The following is a 19,101-nucleotide window of genomic DNA, read 5'->3' on the forward strand; positions in this document are numbered from 1 at the left end:
CATGATTAAAGTTGAACAATTACAATTAACTTTTAATCAGGGTACACCAATTGAAAATCATGTATTACGAGGACTAAACCTGAATATTAGTGAAGGTGAATTTGTTACCATAATTGGTAGTAACGGAGCAGGTAAAAGTTCTTTATTGAATGTGATTAGTGGCGATTTACTTCCTGATTCAGGAAAAATTGCTATTAATGGTAAAAATGTCACTCGCTGGCCAGCATGGAAAAGAGCTGGTATGGTTGCTCGTGTATTTCAAGACCCCATGGTTGGCACATGTGAAAACTTAACTATTGAAGAAAATCTTGCTATCGCTTATAACCGAGGATATCGTTTTACCTTATCTTCAGCTCTTAATCGCAATATCAGATCAATATTTAAAGAAAAACTTGCTACTTTAAATTTAGGTCTTGAAAATCGATTATCAGATATGATGGGATTACTCTCTGGAGGTCAAAGACAAGCTATTAGTTTGTTAATGTCAACTTTACAACCATCTAAAATATTATTGCTTGATGAACATACCGCAGCGCTTGATCCTAAAACTGCACAGTTTGTTTTAGAGCTAACCAATGAAATTGTTTCAAAAAAACAATTAACAACAATGATGGTGACTCACTCTATGAAACAAGCTTTAGAATATGGCACCCGAACAGTAATGCTTCATCAAGGACAAGTTGTGCTTGATGTATCTGGAGAACAACGAGCTAAATTAACTGTAACGGATTTATTAGATATGTTTGAAAAAACACGTGGTGAAAAAGTTACCGATGATGCATTACTTTTAGGTTAACAATAAATCAAAAAGCAATATTTCTATCAAAAATATTGCTTTTCCAAACTTATTGATGCAAATTTTATTCTGGTCATATCTTGCTATTCATAGAGCCATTATATTTACTTGTTAATACAAATTGTAATAAAGCTACTGATGTTTACGTATAAAATATTCTATAACATCAAAGAAATAATATTAAGTTAACAATCATTTAATCTTAAAACAAATTCAAAAATTCTAATTAGCTATTTTTAATAACACATTTTTAATTTTTGTCGAACTGCCATTAAAGCAAACCCTAATAAATTTTTACCTTGCCATGTCAATGGATTATCTATATTCGGAGCATCTTGAGCTAAACCAATTCCCCAAATTTTATCAGTGGGACTAGCTTCAACTAAAACTCTTTGTTGAGTGGATAATAAAAAATCAGCTAATTGTCGATTTTGAGAAAATTTTGCGAAGTTACCCTCTATAACAATAGATAAACATTGTTCATCCCATATTTTTTCAACAAATCCTCTGACTTGGCGTCCCAATGATTTAGCAAGGCCTGGATTGTTAGCTTTAAGGATCTCTTGTAATATTTCTTTATCCTCAAATAATCTTGCTTTTGCTGCCATCATATAATGTTCAGCTGTAGCATAATAAATATCATTAACAGTAAATCCGCTAGGGTACCATTGGCTAAAGCAAGATTTTGTAATTATAGACGAAGGCTCTCTTTGGTTATGTCCCCAAAAATATACATATTTAAATCTTTCTCCTGTTTTATAACGTTGGCATAACTCATCAATATCTACAATTTTTAGAAAAACATCGGGTTGATTATATTTCATAGTTAAAATAGTCCTTTAAAAATTCATAAGATATTTTTTTCGAAATCGCTTTATGGAGGAGTATTGTATTATAGATGATTTAATTAAACTTTTTCTGAAAAAAATTTACAAAAAAAGACGATTATTTTTATAACGCTCTTTTATTTTTTTTAAAAAAGATTATCTTATTAAGAATTCAAGTCAACATCTCTTTAATTACAAACAATGAAATTATATGGCCTTTCTGGTACAAAAATTAGCTGTGCATTTATATCTGCATGTATAAGTACCCCTTACAACACAACTCGTTTTATCAAAGATTTAATAGCTGGAATAACTGTTGGGATTATTGCTATACCACTAGCAATGGCATTAGCTATTGCTAGTGGTGTACCACCACAGCATGGTCTATACACAGCAATTATAGGTGGTTTTATCATTGCATTAACGGGTGGTTCAAGGTTTAGTGTTTCTGGACCTACAGCAGCATTTGTAGTTATTTTATACCCTGTATCATTACAATACGGATTATCTGGACTACTAATTGCAACATTGCTATCGGGTATATTTCTTGTATTAATGGGATTAATTCGATTAGGTAGATTAATCGAATATATTCCTTTACCCGTTGTATTAGGTTTCACATCGGGCATTGCCATAACTATAGCAACCATGCAAATTAAAGATTTTTTTGGTTTAACACTTGAGCACATGCCAGAAAGTTATATTGGTAAAGTTACGGAACTAGCTAAAACACTACCAACCATTAATATTGCTGACACTTTAGTCGGTGTAGTAACACTGATTGTGTTAATAGTATGGCCAAAACTTAGACTTAAAATATCAGGACACCTACCAGCTCTAATTGCTGGTATTGCTGTCATGTTTATTTTTAATCAATTTGGCTATCAAATTGAAACAATTGGTTCACGATTTACCTATACACTAGCTGATAATACGATAGGTCATGGCATACCCTCTGTTCTACCAGAGTTTATTTTACCTTGGCAGCACGCTGATTTTACTTGGGATTGGTCAACATTTACTGCCTTACTGCCAATTTCACTGACCATGGCAATGTTATGCGCAATTGAATCATTACTCTGTGCTGTGGTATTAGATGAAATGACACACACTAAACACCACTCAAATAGTGAACTCATTGGCCAAGGTTTAGGTAATATTATTGCACCATTTTTTGGTGGCATTTCAGCAACAGCGGCTATTGCACGTTCAGCGGCAAATGTCAAAGCAGGTGCAACCTCGCCTATTGCAGCCGTTTTGCATTCTTTAGTTGTTTTACTTGCTCTTATTTGCTTCGCACCAGCATTATCATTTATCCCACTTTCTGCTATGGCGGCATTATTACTTATCGTGGCATGGAATATGAGTGCAGTTCAACGCGTCATTTATATTATCAAATGTGCTCCTAAAGATGATATTTTGATTATGCTTATTTGCATGTCATTAACAGTACTATTTGATATGGTGATTGCAATTACACTTGGGATTATACTTGCCTCAATCCTATTTATGCGCCGTATCGCCCGCATGACTCGCTTAGTTGAACTTAATCGCAGTAACGATAAAACATTAGTGCTACGTATTAACGGGCCACTATTTTTTGCTGCCGCTGAACGTACATTTTTAGAAATTTATCAAAAGATTAATGGATATGAACACATAGTGCTACAATGGGATGCGGTACCTATTCTTGATGCTGGTGGGCTCAATGCTTTAATTCATTTTATTGATGAACTACCTGAACAAGTTGATCTATCAATTTGTGAGTTACAGTTTCAACCATTAAAAACATTAGCTCGCGCAAAAATTGTTCCAATTCCTAACAAACTAATGTTCTATTCAACGCTAGAAGAAGCACTGAAAGATAAAGATTAATTCTAAAATTAGATTTATTATATTAACTAATTTATATGCACAGTAACGGTTTGAACAGAAACTAATTACTGTGCAATAAATTGTACCTTCACTACCTTTCTTTTCATTTACTAAATCACCATTGACAAACTATAAGTGTTAAAAAGTGATTTTAATTTGAAATCCAAAATTAACTTATAAAAATAGGTAAATAACATGATATCTAACGAAAACAATGTCTACAATCTTAAAGAAAAATCAAGTTGGTTTATTTTAGTTGGTGTTATTTTAATTATATTGGGGGGCTTAGCTTTAGGTTATCAGTTCATGGCAACCGTCTTTTCTGTCTATTTTATTGGTTCATTAATTTTAATTGCAGGTATTGCCCAAGCGCTACATTCATTTCGCATTAAAGATTTTGGTCAGTCAGCATTATGGGCAGTAATGGGGATTTTATACATTTTTATTGGTCTAATGTCATTTTTCCAACCTGTTGCGGTTTCATCAGCCTTAACATTGGTGATTTCATTCTTGTTAATTATGAGCGGCTTTACACAAATATTTGCGGCTATGAATAATCGCAATTTACCTCGTTGGGGATGGGTTTTAACCTCAGGGATTATTACATTAATTTTAGGATTTATGATTATTGCAGGTTGGCCATATGACAGTCTTTGGGTATTAGGTATGTTTTTAGGTATTGACCTTATTTTCCAAGGTTGGGCATATGTAGCTATTGGTTTTGCATTAAAAAAATAGATGTTAAATAACACATTCGTTGCTCACAATCTAGCAATGACTTTCAAGAGGTTACCACTAATTGTGAGCAGCAAGTAATTACAGTAATGACTCGAACACAAATACAATTTATTTAATTTTGTTATAAATGAATTAAGCTGATTATTTATAGATTTTGTTAGTTTTTGCCTTAACTTCTTGCATTGTCTGTAAAATCCGATGATAGTTATCAAGCCTTGATGGTGCAATTTTACCGTCTTGTACTGCTTTTTGTAGTAAACAACCTGGCGTATCAAAGTGATTACAATCGCGAAAGTGACAACCGCCTAAATAATTACCAAATTCTTTAAAACCACTAATCACTTGTTCAGGCTCTAAGTGCCATAAACCGAATTCGCGGATCCCTGGTGAGTCAATAATATCTCCACCATTTGGTAAGTGGTAAAGCCGAGAGGAAGTGGTTGTATGTTGACCAAGTCCAGATATTTCTGAAATACCTCCAGTCATAACTGATTGTGATTGATGAGGTAACAGTAAATTAATAATACTTGATTTTCCCACACCAGACTGCCCAACTAAAATGGAAATCTTACCTTGCAAAACTTCTTGTAATACAGCAATGCCTTGTTGATTTTGACACGAGACATACAAAACTTGATAACCGATATGAGTATAAATCGTCAATTTTTTTTCAACTTCAGTGCGTTGATCATCATTAAGTAAATCAATTTTGTTTAAAACAATAATAGGTTTTATATCCGTGCATTCACAAGCAACTAAATAACGATCGATAATATTTAGTGATAATTCTGGCAAGACAGCCGAAATAATCACGATTTGATCAACATTTGCGGCAACGGGTTTAACGCCATCATAAAAATCAGGTCGGACAAGTTCAGAATGTCTCGGGTGAACCGCTTCAATAATACCATTGGTATTTGGCTCTAAACTTTCGCGCCATACTACTTTATCACCAGTGACTATCGACGGTAACGTGCGACGAATACTACAACGATAAATGAGACCTGCACTATCTTCAACATCAGCAGACTTACCAAAACGACTTATTACTACACCGTCACGAGGTGACGAAAAATTTGCCAGACTCTCATCTTGCTTTATTGCTAATCGTTGCTGATGTTTTGCCGCTACACGTCTTTTTTGATTATTGGATAGTTTATTTTTTGCCATAGTACTCATTTTTTACTAAAACAGATTGTCAGTTATGCTACACTACTCAGTATCAAAAAGAAAATCTCTATAGCAAATTATGAACAAACAATCTCAAATTAATAGTAACAATCTTATTTGGATAGATCTTGAAATGACTGGACTCAATCCAATAACTGATCGCATTATTGAGATCGCAACCATTGTTACCGATTCTAACTTAAATATTCTTGCTGAAGGACCTGTGATTGCAGTTCATCAATCTGATGAGCAATTAGCATTAATGGATGAGTGGAATCAAAACACCCATGGCAAATCAGGACTTATTGAGCGTGTTCGCAAAAGTACTATTAGTGAACAACAGGCCGAACAACAAACCATCGAATTTTTAAAACAATGGGTACCAGAAAACAGCTCTCCAATTTGTGGTAATACTATTGGGCAAGATCGTCGTTTTTTATTTAACTATATGCCTAATTTAGAAAGTTATTTTCATTATCGCTATTTAGATGTCAGCACAATTAAAGAATTAGCTAAACGTTGGAAACCTGAAATACTAAAAGGGATTAGCAAACAGAGTTCTCATCAAGCTCTTGATGATATTCGTGACTCAATTGCTGAACTTGTTTATTACCGTGAACACTTTTTTGATCTAACCAACTTATAATTAGTATGCAAATTTTATATACTTTTTTATTGTATTTGATTCAACCACTGGTTTGGCTAAGACTGCTTTGGCGTAGTCGTAAAGCACCAGCTTATCGAAAGCGTTGGCTTGAACGCTATGGTTTTTGCAAAAATAAAGTTAAATCTAACGGTATTTTAGTGCATGCCGTATCGGTGGGTGAAACGATAGCAGCCATCCCACTAATCAAAGCACTTAAACAACAATATCCTTGTTTACCTATCACAGTTACCACCATGACGCCAACAGGCTCAGAGCAAGTTAAATCATTACTTGGTGATAGCGTCAGCCATGTATATTTACCTTATGATTTGCCCTGCGCGATAAATCGTTTTTTAAATACGGTTAAGCCAAAATTAGTGATTATTATGGAAACTGAGCTTTGGCCTAATTTTATTGGTCAATGTTACAAACGAAATATTCCACTGATTCTTGCCAACGCTAGATTATCAGAACGATCAGCTAACCGATATCGCAAACTAGGACGCGCGATTAGCCATTTACTATCAAAAATCAGCACCGTTGCCGCACAAAATAAGCAAGACGGAGAGCGTTTTGTGTCACTTGGTTTGCCGAGTGATCATTTAGCCATAACCGGCAGTATTAAATTTGATATTGATTTAACAGCTCAACAGCAGCAAAAAATTGCAACGCTAAAACAACAGTGGCAAGTAAACCGTCCTGTTTTTATTGCTGCAAGTACACATAGTGGTGAAGATGAAATCATCTTGTCTGCCTTTGAACGATTATTACAAACATACCCCGATTTGTTATTAATCGTTGTTCCCCGCCACCCTGAACGCTTTAAAACCGTCGAAAAATTAATTAATGATTGCGGATTAAATTATATAAACCGCAGTAGCGGTCAAATTCCTGCTAAACAAACCCAAGTCATTTTGGGTGATACGATGGGAGAATTAATAGAACTTTATGGTATTGCCGATATCGCCTTCGTTGGTGGCAGTTTAGTGAAACATGGAGGGCATAATCCATTAGAACCCGCACTTCACCACATCCCAATCATTAGTGGCGAACATTTTTTCAATTTTAAAGTGATTTGTGAGCAACTTATTTCAGCTGATGGCATGATCATTTGTGCTAGCACAGCCGATTCCCTTTATTCAGCGATTAATGGGCTTTTAGAAAATAAAACGCGTAGTCAACAAATTGGCGAACAAGCGTATCAAGTATTAAAACAAAATCAAGGCGCACTACATAGGCTTTTTAACATTATCAACTATTATCTTTACTCAAAATAAGGATTACTTGTGAATAAAAAACAAGGGTTATTGCTGATTAATCTAGGTACACCAAACGCGGCAACACCAGATGCAATAAAGCGGTACTTAACCGAGTTCTTACTCGATCGCCATGTCGTTGATTTACCGAAACTGTTTTGGTATCCGATTTTAAAGTACCTTGTAATACCTAAACGAGTGCCTTATATTATCCATCATTATCAAAAAATTTGGATAGATGGCTCATCACCTTTACTTCATTACAGCCAATTATTATGTGATAAATTACAACTCCACTTACCAAATATTCAATGTGAATTAGCCATGACCTATGGTGAACCCAATATTCAATCTGCATTGAACAAGCTTCAATCATGTTCCAAAATTACGGTATTGCCACTTTTCCCACAATACTCAACGACCACAACACTCGCTGTACTTGATAAACTTAAACAAGTTATAGCAACCGACAAAATCATAAATAGTATTGACTATATTCGTGATTATGCCGATCATCCAAGTTATATCAATGCACTTTATTTACAAATTAAGCAAGCATTTCAATGCCAAGGTGAGCCTGAAGTGCTTATACTTTCTTATCATGGTATTCCAGAGCGTTATATTTACAAACGAAAAGATGATTATATTCAACGTTGTGAAATGACCACACAGTTATTAATCGAAAAATGCCGAACAAATAACATAAATATACCAATTCAAATGGCTTATCAATCGAAATTTGGAAAAGGCAAATGGGTTACACCAAGTACCAGCGATACACTACAAACATTAGCAAAAAGTGGTGTTAATAATGTGCACGTCATCTGTCCTGGATTTTCGGTAGATTGTATTGAAACTATTTACGAAATTGACGAAGAAAATCGAGAAATCTTCTTAAATGCAGGTGGAAAATCATTTTATTATATTCCCACATTAAATGACACAGACTTACAAATTAATTTAATCATGGCATTAATCAACCAAACTCAGCCACCTATACTTAATAATTTATACTGAAACACATAGTTACCTGAAACTTTTTGACAAAAATGATACGACTTAAAAATTACACTAAATAGTGTAATTGTTGATTTTTAAACGAATGAAATTTTAAATTAACGAATATTAATGCTAATTATCTATCGCCTAAGTAATCTATGGCGTATGATAAGGCATTATTTTATAATTCAGTATTTGAGCACTGAGGAGAAAATTAAGTGAAAATAATCATCATTGGCGCTCAAGCTGCAGGCGCAAGTGCTGCTGCAAAGGCTAAAAGAATGAACCCTGAGGCAACCATCCGTATTTATGAAAAATCAGATATTGTTTCGTTTGGTGCTTGCGGTTTACCTTATTTTATTGGTAACCACTTTACTGACGCCAACGAAATGATATCCCGAACGCCTGAGCAATTTCAAAAAGATGATATTGAAATAAAAACTTTACATGAAGTCATTGCTATTGATACTAATCAAAAAAAATTAACTGTTAAAGATCTCAATACTGGCAATTGCTTTGATGATAGCTATGACAAGTTACTACTTGCAGTTGGTGCAAGTCCCATCATTCCCCCTTTTGAAAATAGCCAACTAAAAAATATCTTCACATTACGCAACCTGCATGACGGGTTAGCTATCAAACAGACATTATCCAACTCAAATATCAAAAATTTGATTGTTATAGGTGCTGGATATATTGGGCTTGAAATAGCTGAATCGCTTGTTGCTTTACAAAAAAACGTCAAATTGATTCAATTGGATGACAGAATTCTTATCGATGCATTTGATAAACAAATTACTGAACTAATTGAAGAAAATATTAAACAACATTGTGATCTACATTTGCAAGAGCGAGTACTTGGCTTTGAAGGATCGCACAACGTCACACATGTAATTACTGATAAATCACGATATCCAGCCGATGTTGTTATTATTGCAACTGGTGTTAAGCCAAACAATGATATCTATAAAAACCTTGGTATTAAGACACTTGCAAATGGTGCCATAATCACCAACAGCTTTGGACAAACTAATATGGCAGATATTTATGCTGCTGGAGATTGTATTGCCCTTCACCATAGAGTTAGTCATTCAATGGCATATATTCCACTTGCTACAGGGGCGAACAAACTAGGCAAAATTGTAGGCGAAAATTTAGGTGGCGGAAATTGTGAATATCCTGGCACTATTGGCACCTCAGCCTTAAAAGTCTTTGATATTGAAGTAGGACGAACAGGTTTAACTGAAAGCGAAGCCCAAAAATCTGGAATTCCTTATAAAACTGTCATAGTTAAAGATAAAAATCACAGCAACTATGTTGCTGGTCAAACAAGTGTAACAGCAAAACTTATCTATCATGCCGACACTCGAGTGATTTTAGGTGGTCAAATAGCTGGAGGGCAAGGTGCGGCATTAAGGGTCAACACTCTTGCAACCGCAATATGGACGAATTTGAAAATTGATGAATTAGCCATGATGGATTTTCTTTATGCACCGCCATTTTCCAGACCGTGGGATATTTTAAATATTGCAGGCTCAATTGCAAAATAAGATAGATATTAATAAACCTATCAATAAATATTTTACTAGATAATTAAATTTATTATTAAAGGGTGAGGATTAAATATGCCAGATGCCATTTTTCAAGGAGTCTTTTTTGAAAAGTTCTTATCTATTACTCATTACCAGACATTAATTGGTATTGGGTTACTGCTCATCTGTTTTTTTGCAGTAATGAGGCCATTACAAAAGCAAAAGGTTAATTTTTCAATACGTATGTTAGTTGGGTTAATACTTGGTGCCGTGCTTGGTTTAAGTATTCAAGCTGTAGCAGGATTTCCAGACACATCAACAATCTGGATGCAAGAAACCGCAACTTGGTATGGACTATTTGGTCGAGCATTTATCGCTTTTATCCGAATGTTAGTGATACCACTCATATTTGTATCTATTGTTAAAGTAATTATCGATTTCTCTGGTAAAAAAAATCTACCCCAAATCGCATTCAGAGGAATTTTTTGGTTACTGTTTACAACAGCAATTGCCTGTATTGTTGGTATTTTGTTAGCTAATCTATTTGCATTAGGTGAAATAAGCTCAAGTTCTGTACATCAAGCTCAGGCAAAACAATACACTAATATTATTGATACCTTTATAAATCTAATTCCAAGCAATATTATTGCATCAATGGTAAACGAAAATATTGTTGGATTGGTCATTTTCTCTGCCTTAATGGGGATTGCCGCCAACAGAATGGAAAAGAAAAACTCACAACCAATTGCCCTATTTAAAACGTTTATCGAAGCACTTTATAAGATCATCATGTCGATTGCGATGACAGTCATAAAATACATGCCTTATGCAGTAATTGCTTTACTTGCTCGCACTATCATTTCTAACGGAATACCCGCAATTATTCAGGTTTCAAGTTTTGTTGCAGCGATCTACATCGCCACATTGATTATGTTGATTGTACATGTTGCCATTATTGTGATTCATGGTATTTCACCAATCATGTTTATAAAAAAAGCGCTAGGAACATGGTTATTAGCCTTTACAAGTCGCTCCTCTGTCGGTTCATTACCAATGACTATTTCAACACTAACCGTCCGAATGGGTGTTAATACAGGTACCGCAAATTTAGTTGGCTCTCTAGGTAGTACCATGGGAATGAATGGATGTGCCGGTTTCTTTCCTGCTTTACTTGCTGTTATGGTAGCTCATATGGTTGGTATTGATACTAATATCCAATTTTATATTATGCTTGTCATTGTAGTGGTTATTGGTTCAATTGGTATAGCTGGAATTCCTGGCACGGCAACAGTTGCCGCAACCGTTGTTTTATCAGGTATGGGCATGGCCGAATACTTCCCATTAATTGGTATGGTTTTAGCTGTTGATCCAATTATTGATATGGCAAGAACTTTAGCTAATGTATCTGGCGCTATGACAGCCGCTGTCGCAACCGATAAAGAAATTGGTCTTATGGATATGACAGTATACAACGACCCAGATGTCACTCTTGAAAACGAGCAGCCAGAAGCTTAACTGCAATGGCTGTTGCTATGAGTGAAATAGTACAACAAATTTCAAGATAATAATCAATTTTTGTTTTGCTATTATTGGTGTTGAACGATTTTTTTGGGTAAACAGATTTTCTGAATATTGGTTTGAATTTGATGCTAAATTTTTTGCCTATGATATTTGTCCCGCTATGATTTGTATTTATGTCATAGCGGTAACTTCTGCTTTTTTTTGTGAGGATCACTACATATAAATCAATTCAAAGGCAGTTATTTTTTTAATTTAGGCGAACCGATAAAAGCCAAAATTAAATGTATAGAATCTTGATAAGTTCGGTAGTTTTAATTTTGGATATAGCATAAGTGCATAGATTAATAATAGCGGTAAATTAGAATGTAGTTTACGTGATTGTATTTGTATAGATGCCGTAATTTGGTAAAACAAGCAGGTAAACTTATAAAAGTTAATAATGTAACAATCGAAAGAATAAAAAATTAAGATTTAAAGATAGGTATATTGACATGCGGTGTTGTAGGAATGTTTTTTTCTCTAAAATCGTTCAGGTTGGTTATTGATTTTATTGAATTTTTTTGTGAATCAAATGGTAATAGAAAATTTTGGGGATCGGTGAGGTTTCAAACATTTTATCTATTAGTGGGTAGAATAGCTACAATAGCTACTTCCAATTTAGGGGATTAGCCGATAAACTGCACCGAAAAGGCCAAAACGTCCGCTCCTAAGTCTAATTCTAAAAAACATACTATTTGACTTAAATTAAGAGCAAAAAGCATTAATAAAATAAATGAACTATATAAAAGGTTTTTATAAAAAAATAATTATTTTAACCGCACCGAAAGGTTTGAATATTGCTTTTTTCCCAACGTCGGTATTTATCCAACAACTGAGTAAGACTAAAATTTATTTTGCACCCATATAATTTAACTGACGCCATGATTCATAAACCACAACGGCAACAGAATTAGATAAATTCATACTACGGCTAGTGGCGAGCATGGGAATGCGGATCTTTTTCTCTTGTGGTAGTGCATCAAGTATGTTTTTTGGTAAGCCTCGGGTTTCTGGTCCAAACATTAAGAAGTCATTTTGCTGGTAATCGACTTCACTGTGTGGCTTTTGTCCTTTTGTGGTTAAAGCATAAACTTGTGTTGATAGGTATATTTGATTGGCATCTAAAAAATGGTTGAGATTTTTATAGCGTTTTACATCAACAAATTCTTGATAATCAAGCCCGGCTCGCCTTAACTTTTTGTCATCCCAGAAAAAGCCCATAGGCTCAATAATATGTAAATTGAAACCAGTGTTAGCACAAAGACGGATAATATTTCCAGTATTAGCAGGAATTTCGGGTTCAAATAAAACGATGTTTAAGGCTGAATTTGACACAACTTTTCTCATTTATTATTTATTGATGTTTATGAATTGGCAATATTATCACAATTCTAAGTCCACCAAGATGACTTTTTTCTGCTTTTACAGTACCGTGATCGCGTATGATGGCATTAGCTACAATAGCGAGCCCTAATCCAGTTCCGCCAGATTCACGATCTCGAGCTTCACTTGTACGATAAAAAGGTCTAAAAATTTGTTCTAGTTCACTTTCAGCAACTCCTGGACCATCATCATCAATTGTAATTGTTAGCTTTTGTTGTTGTGCTACAAAATTAATATCGATCTGTTTATTTGAATAGCGAAATGCGTTGCGTATAACGTTTTCAAGTGCGCTACACAAAGCAATTGGATAGCATAATATAGTATGGTTAGTTGGAAAATTTGTAACGACCAACGTTTTACCTATTTGTTCTGCTTCAAAAGTGGCATTATCAAGCACCTGTTTAAATAGAATATTAATTTTATTAACTTCACGAATTTCATTATTGTCATATTGTTGCCTTGCCAATGACAATAAGTCACCAATCATAGAATCTAATTTTATTGCTTCATTATTAATACGTATAACTTCACTGCTTTCACCTTGTTTGCGTCGCAATAGCGATGTAGCAAGCTGCAAACGAGTCAAAGGAGTGCGCAATTCATGAGAAATATCTGAAAACAAACGTTGCTGTACTTCTTGCATTCGTTTAAGCTCTCTTAGCATATGGTTAAAACTAGCACCAGTAGCTTTATATTCAGACGATCCTATTTGTTCTAGCTCAGGCCACTCTTGTAAATTCCCTTTCGCAACCTGATCAGCTGCTTTTTTTAGCCCTCGAGCAGGTTTTGCAATACTCCAAGATAGCCATAGTAAAAAAGGAGAACTTGCCAGCATGGTTAAAGTTAATAGTAAAAAAGGATGATCAAATATAAAGTTGACTAATTGAGATTGAATATCTGTAGTTTGTTGTAGGATATATAATTGATATTCAGCATTAGCATAATGAATGAGAAAAGGTCCTATAATTTCTTGAGAATCATAAATTTTTTTTGCAGGATCTTTGACATCATGGGATTTTTCACTAAAGTTTTTGATTAAATCAATATTTTTTGTTTCAGCTGTAATGATTTGTTCATTAGGGGTAACAATAAATAAAAATTGACCTGGTTTTTGATAACTATCCATAACAACAATAAAACGCATCCACCACCGAAAACTATCTTTTGGTACATTAATAAGATCATTTTCAATTTGATGCGCAAGCATATTACCAGCTTGTTTATCTTTGTTTGCTAAGTAGGTTAGGTTTCGAGCATCAAGACTCGGCAAAACCATTATTAACATTAGAAAAAAAGCTATGGTTAATAAAAATATTGTGAAAATTCTTATTGTTAGTTTATCAAAAAGCCACATATCATATTATCTGATCTTCATTATAAAGTTATTCATATAACAAATCGTCATTTCGATCAATTACAAATAAGTAACCTTTTGAACGTAATGTTTTAATCCATGGTAAACCATCACTTCTAGGCGGTAGTTTTTTCCGTAATCTAGATACATGTACATCAATTGAGCGAGCAAGTGGAGCTAAATTTTTACCCAAAACAAATTCGCTTAGTTTTTCGCGTGTGATTATCTTTCCCGAATTTTCTAGAAAGGTAAGCAACACTTGAAACTCAGTACCCGTTAAATCTATATACTTGTTATCAAAAAAAGCAGAACCCTGTTTTCGATTTACATTAAGTTTATCAATTGTATATTTAATTGGTAGTTCAGTTTCATCGTTTGCTACATTATCCCAATGCGCTCTACGCAAAAGTGCATTGATTCGGGCAATAAGCTCTCTATCATTAAATGGTTTTAGAATGTAGTCATCAGCACCAAGCTCAAGTCCAATCACTTTATCATATTCATTATCTTTAGCCGTTAAAAAAATAACAGGTACCGTAAATTTACCTCTAAGTTGAGATAAGAATTTAAGTCCATTCATTTCAGGCATCATAATATCAAGTAAAATAAGATCTATCGTACTATCAAACTTTTCTAAAGCCTGAATACCATTATTCGCTATTTCAACAAGAAATCCTTCTAACTCAAGAAGTTCTCGTAATAATAAAGTAATTTCTGGATCATCATCAACTACAAGTAATTTACTGCTCATTACAATCCTCTTTATTTCATTCATTCTTGATATTAATTTTTATACCAAATATAGTTTTATCCAAAAATTTACTATATATGTAAAAATCACGAACAATATAGTAAATTATTGTTAATTTTTATATAGAAAATATTTTTACATTATTATAGCCTTGGTCAATTAAATAAAGCGCTTGTAATTTACTCATGACTCCACGATCGCAATATAGTAAATATTGCTTCGATTGATCCAAATTCCCAAATTGCGTTGCTAACTTATAAAATGGAATATGCTTAACTTCAATATCGCTTAATATAAGTGGATTATCTTCCTGATCTTCTGAAGATCGAATATCAATAACCACGTGATCGGTACTCAAAGTTGTGACAGTTTCAACATGAGCAATTTTTGTATCAGTTTGTTTTGCTATCTCACGAATATCAATATTTTCAGCCTCGGCAACTGCTTTATCCAAAATCGTGAAATCAAAATTCATTTCTTCTGCTTCAATTTTTTCTTTCACGGCTTTAACCGTTGGGTTTTTAGATATTACGCCACAAAATTCTGGCATTGTTTTAGCTATATCTTCAGTACCAATTTGACGCGCAATATTGATAATGGTTTCTTTATCGTGTGTGATTAAAGGACGTAAAATTAATGTATCACTAGCATTATCAATTAAACGTAAATTGGTAAGTGTTTGGCTTGATACTTGCCCCAATGCTTCTCCAGTAACGAGAGCTTCCACTTTATAACGTTGCGCAATTTTTGATGCCGCACGAATCATCATCCGCTTTAAGATAACGCCCATTTGCCCATCATCAATTTTTTCAAGAATCTCACCAACAACATCCGAAAAGTCAATAGCAATAAAACGCACTTTATGTGAGCTACCAAAACTCTCCCATAGGTAATGCGCCATTTGTTTAACTCCAATTTCGTGAGTTTTTCCACCAAGATTAAAGAAACAATAATGCACTCGGCTTCCGCGTCGCATTAGCATATAACTTGATACACCAGAATCAAAACCACCCGATATGAGCGAAAGAACATCTTCTTGTGTACCAGTTGGAAAACCGCCAATGCCAGCATGTCGACCTTTTACCAGCAGTAACTTTTCTTTGTCGATTTCAAGATGAACGGTGATTTCTGGATGAGTTAATTTAACCTTAGCCGAAGACACATGTTGATTAAGCCCACCACCAACATAACGTTCAACATCAATTGAAGTAAATTCATGTTTACCTCGACGCTTAACGCGTACACAAAACGTTTTGTTTTCAATTAATGGAGCATAATAATCTAATGCTTTTTCAAAAATATCATGCATATCAACAAAAGTGATTTCATCGACAGCAAGAATATGATGTATACCAGGGATTCGCATTAATAATTCAAGTATCTTAGCTTCACTATTTTCAACTTTTGGACGAACTTCAATAAAATCCCAATGACGAATAACTGCAACATCTTCAATATGATGCTTTAAAATATTACGAATGTTACTTGTTAGTATTTTAATAAATCGTAAACGAACAGAATCACTTTTGATGGTAATTTCGGGAAAGAGCTTAACAATAAATTTCATAAAATCAATGCGAACTATTATAAAAATGCATCATTATACTTGTTTTACTCAAAAACTCACAATTGATTATGATAAATATATCTAATGACTGTTTTAATTTATTGCTTGAAATAAAATTAGTGAATATACAATAATACATCATCTACAGATAAAATAAGTATTTTTACTACCTGAAAAGTATAAATGCTTAAAATATATCGATCATATCTTAAATTTTACTTGCTTGTTGGACTGTCTTTCGCTAATATCTCGCATCAATAAATTCTGTTGTATAACATATAAATTGACAGGTTGAAATGTACGAATTTTTAATTATAAGCTATTTAATTATCGCGGTTATAATAGTTGCGTTAGTTTTAATACAACGAGGTAAAGGTGCTGACATGGGTTCATCATTTGGCGCTGGTGCATCCGCAACTTTATTTGGCTCTTCAGGTAGTGGGAATTTTTTAACTCGCGCTACCACTTTATTAGGTATTTTGTTTTTTGTAATAAGCATTTTACTTTCAAATTTAGGTAGCAAACCACGAATAGCTTCATCTAGCGAATTTGAGAATATTGAAGATACTGTACCAGTAACAACACAGCTGAATGAAGGTAATACCGCACCTGCAACAGCTCCAATTACTCAACCTGTACAGCAAAATTCAACTTCAGATATACCTGAATAACAACGGCGCCGTGGTGGTGAAATTGGTAGACACGCTATCTTGAGGGGGTAGTGCTCTAAGAGCATGCGGGTTCAAGTCCCGCCCACGGCACCAAATCAATAATCAGTAACATTCTTTTAAACCTACCAAAGCACACCAAATCCAGTAATAACAAGCCTCAAAGTCTATTTTATTGCCCATTAAGTATCAGTAAGGTACATTTACAACCAAAAATAATGGGGGTATATTTTGGGGTATAATTAAATACCCTATTATTGCGTACCCCCAAAGGTGAAAAATGGCTGTAAAAACTACTCCCTTAACTGACACACAAATAAAAGCATTAAAAGCCACTAGTAAGGATAAAAAGTATTTTGATGGTGGAGGTCTTTTTTTGTTAGTTAAACCGACAGGGGTTAAATTATGGCGATTTAAATATAAAAAGCCAATATCACATAAAGAGACATTATTATCTTTCGGTAAATACCCAGAAACATCGCTACAACAAGCGCGAAAACAACGAGATGAAGCGCGAGAATTAATAAAGCAAGGGATAGATCCACAATATCACAAAGCGGAACAAGAACAACGTAAGCAAGAAGCTTGTAATAATACCTTTTACGCTATGGCTGAGAAATGGTTCAAATTCAAAACAGAACAAGGTTTAGAAGAACAAACGCTCAAAAAGGCTTGGCGTTCATTAGAAAATCATGTTTTCCCTTATATAAAAGATATTCCAATAAACCAAGTAACAGCTATCAAAGCGATTAACGCATTACAGCCATTAAATAACAATAATAAATACGAAACAGTAAAAAGAGTTTGTAGGCGAATTAATGAAATAATGTATTATGCTGTCAATATGGGAATTATCGATAATAACCCTCTAGCCAAAATCACCGACGTATTTAATAGCCCGAAAGTAAAAAATCAGCCAACTATTCCCCCTACTGAGTTACCGCAGTTCATGCAAGCTTTAGCTATGGCAAAGATTGAATTGCAAACTAGATGCGTGATTGAATGGCAGTTATTAACATTAACGCGACCAAGTGAAGCCGTAGGGGCTAAGTGGGAAGAAATTAATCTAGATAAAAAATTATGGAGTATTCCTGCCGAACGCATGAAAATGGATAGACCTCACAATATACCCTTATCACCGCAAGCAATAAAAATACTTGAGATAATGAAATCTATTAATCATAAAAGTGAGTTTGTTTTCCCAACAGCAAGACCGCCTTATAACAAGCCAATGAGTAGCCAAACCGCTAACATGGCAATAAAGCGCATGGGATACAAAGATAAGTTAGTTGCGCATGGATTAAGAGCTTTAGCTAGTACCGCTTTAAACGAACAAGGCTTTAATTATGATGTCATTGAAAGCGCGTTATCGCATGTAGATAAAAACGCAGTAAGGCGAGCCTACAACAAAGCAGAATATGAACATCAAAAGCGTATTATGCTTGACTGGTGGGGTGACTTTGTTGAGCAAGCAAGCCAAGGAAATGTCTCACTATCAGGTAACCGCAATTTAAAGTTAGTTAATCATTAACCATATCACGCTATTCATACCGTGCCCCATATTTGGGTTACAAACTTCAATTCTCCATAATAATCACTCCTCAAATCTGAGGGGTGTTTTTTCAAATGTCACCCTTTACTTACCCAGTCATTAGGCTGTTTTTATGCTTACCTCCCCATAATCTTAAACTTTTAATATAAAGTGTTCACTACTATTCACTAACCTAATATTAATTTATATATATCAATATATTATATACTTATTATATATATTTTTTGGTGTTCACTAGTATTCACTACTGTTCACTACTATACACATATTAAAACAATCTTGATCCTGTAATTAACCAATTGAAATATAAATATATTTATATAGCGTTATTTTCTCATTAAAATAAAATAATTATTAATCATAATGTTAAGTTAGGGTGATTTTAAGGTTGATCCAGGGCTATTATTAGAGGAAAAGAATAAATGCT

General features: G+C 34.1%; 16 protein-coding genes and 1 tRNA gene. 11 read left to right on the top strand and 6 right to left on the bottom strand.

Annotation, left to right across the window (positions count from 1 at the left end; genetic code table 11):
- Position 1 precedes the first annotated feature (1 nt).
- Positions 2-796 carry an ABC transporter ATP-binding protein gene (locus ACGH80_RS07615; RefSeq protein WP_411630796.1) on the top strand — a complete coding sequence of 265 codons (795 nt, stop codon included), beginning with the start codon at positions 2-4 and terminating at the stop codon, positions 794-796.
- Positions 797-1,032: 236 nt separating this feature from the next.
- On the opposite strand, the gene ACGH80_RS07620 is transcribed toward ACGH80_RS07615, so the two are convergent.
- Complete coding sequence (locus ACGH80_RS07620) at positions 1,033-1,620, bottom strand: NADAR family protein (RefSeq protein WP_065608945.1); 588 nt, start codon at positions 1,618-1,620, stop codon at positions 1,033-1,035.
- A 204-nt stretch (positions 1,621-1,824) separates the two neighbouring features.
- Here ACGH80_RS07620 and dauA point away from each other — a divergent pair, with 204 nt between their 5' ends.
- A complete protein-coding gene (gene dauA, locus ACGH80_RS07625) occupies positions 1,825-3,498 on the top strand; it encodes a C4-dicarboxylic acid transporter DauA (protein ID WP_085164952.1) in 1,674 nt (557 codons plus the stop codon).
- Positions 3,499-3,693: 195 nt separating this feature from the next.
- Complete coding sequence (locus tag ACGH80_RS07630) at positions 3,694-4,236, top strand: HdeD family acid-resistance protein (RefSeq protein WP_065590246.1); 543 nt, start codon at positions 3,694-3,696, stop codon at positions 4,234-4,236.
- A 141-nt stretch (positions 4,237-4,377) separates the two neighbouring features.
- Here ACGH80_RS07630 and rsgA read toward each other — a convergent pair whose 3' ends face one another.
- Positions 4,378-5,406 (bottom strand): small ribosomal subunit biogenesis GTPase RsgA, encoded by a 1,029-nt coding sequence (gene rsgA / locus ACGH80_RS07635; RefSeq protein WP_411630799.1) that lies wholly within the window; start codon positions 5,404-5,406, stop codon positions 4,378-4,380.
- Between the two features lie 79 nt (positions 5,407-5,485).
- Here rsgA and orn point away from each other — a divergent pair, with 79 nt between their 5' ends.
- The 5 genes from orn (at position 5,486) to ACGH80_RS07660 (ending at position 11,354) form a co-directional block, all read left to right on the top strand.
- The gene (gene orn / locus ACGH80_RS07640) at positions 5,486-6,052 is read left to right on the top strand and encodes an oligoribonuclease (RefSeq protein WP_034911832.1); all 567 of its coding nucleotides are present in this window, start codon (positions 5,486-5,488) and stop codon (positions 6,050-6,052) included.
- 5 nt (positions 6,053-6,057) lie between these two features.
- Entirely contained in the window at positions 6,058-7,329 is a 1,272-nt protein-coding gene (gene waaA, locus ACGH80_RS07645) for a lipid IV(A) 3-deoxy-D-manno-octulosonic acid transferase (protein ID WP_411630801.1), read from the top strand.
- A gap of 9 nt (positions 7,330-7,338) precedes the next feature.
- On the top strand, positions 7,339-8,325 hold the full coding sequence (gene hemH, locus ACGH80_RS07650) for a ferrochelatase (protein WP_411630803.1): 987 nt from the start codon (positions 7,339-7,341) through the stop codon (positions 8,323-8,325).
- A 200-nt stretch (positions 8,326-8,525) separates the two neighbouring features.
- Positions 8,526-9,857 carry a CoA-disulfide reductase gene (locus ACGH80_RS07655; RefSeq protein WP_411630805.1) on the top strand — a complete coding sequence of 444 codons (1,332 nt, stop codon included), beginning with the start codon at positions 8,526-8,528 and terminating at the stop codon, positions 9,855-9,857.
- A 75-nt stretch (positions 9,858-9,932) separates the two neighbouring features.
- Positions 9,933-11,354 (top strand): cation:dicarboxylate symporter family transporter, encoded by a 1,422-nt coding sequence (locus tag ACGH80_RS07660; RefSeq protein ID WP_174798946.1) that lies wholly within the window; start codon positions 9,933-9,935, stop codon positions 11,352-11,354.
- Positions 11,355-12,248: 894 nt separating this feature from the next.
- Here ACGH80_RS07660 and trmL read toward each other — a convergent pair.
- The 4 genes from trmL to thiI all read right to left on the bottom strand — a co-directional run bounded on the left by trmL (position 12,249) and on the right by thiI (position 16,454).
- Positions 12,249-12,734 carry a tRNA (uridine(34)/cytosine(34)/5-carboxymethylaminomethyluridine(34)-2'-O)-methyltransferase TrmL gene (gene trmL, locus ACGH80_RS07665; protein ID WP_238552642.1) on the bottom strand — a complete coding sequence of 162 codons (486 nt, stop codon included), beginning with the start codon at positions 12,732-12,734 and terminating at the stop codon, positions 12,249-12,251.
- A gap of 19 nt (positions 12,735-12,753) precedes the next feature.
- Positions 12,754-14,136 (bottom strand): envelope stress sensor histidine kinase CpxA, encoded by a 1,383-nt coding sequence (gene cpxA, locus ACGH80_RS07670; protein ID WP_174798947.1) that lies wholly within the window; start codon positions 14,134-14,136, stop codon positions 12,754-12,756.
- A gap of 28 nt (positions 14,137-14,164) precedes the next feature.
- Positions 14,165-14,887 carry a response regulator gene (locus tag ACGH80_RS07675; protein WP_411630808.1) on the bottom strand — a complete coding sequence of 241 codons (723 nt, stop codon included), beginning with the start codon at positions 14,885-14,887 and terminating at the stop codon, positions 14,165-14,167.
- 118 nt (positions 14,888-15,005) lie between these two features.
- Complete coding sequence (gene thiI / locus ACGH80_RS07680) at positions 15,006-16,454, bottom strand: tRNA uracil 4-sulfurtransferase ThiI (protein ID WP_411630810.1); 1,449 nt, start codon at positions 16,452-16,454, stop codon at positions 15,006-15,008.
- Positions 16,455-16,750: 296 nt separating this feature from the next.
- On the opposite strand from thiI, the gene secG reads away from it, so the two are divergent.
- From secG to ACGH80_RS07695, 3 genes are all read left to right on the top strand, one after another.
- Positions 16,751-17,125, top strand: coding sequence for a preprotein translocase subunit SecG (gene secG, locus ACGH80_RS07685; RefSeq protein ID WP_085166040.1), 375 nt, complete (start codon positions 16,751-16,753; stop codon positions 17,123-17,125).
- Positions 17,126-17,132: 7 nt separating this feature from the next.
- Positions 17,133-17,218: transfer RNA gene (locus ACGH80_RS07690), tRNA-Leu, on the top strand.
- A gap of 184 nt (positions 17,219-17,402) precedes the next feature.
- Complete coding sequence (locus ACGH80_RS07695) at positions 17,403-18,653, top strand: integrase domain-containing protein (RefSeq protein WP_297223933.1); 1,251 nt, start codon at positions 17,403-17,405, stop codon at positions 18,651-18,653.
- Positions 18,654-19,101: the final 448 nt, after the last annotated feature.

The organism is Gilliamella sp. BG1, assembly GCF_046635625.1.
Taxonomy (GTDB): Bacteria; Pseudomonadota; Gammaproteobacteria; order Enterobacterales; family Orbaceae; genus Gilliamella; species Gilliamella bombi.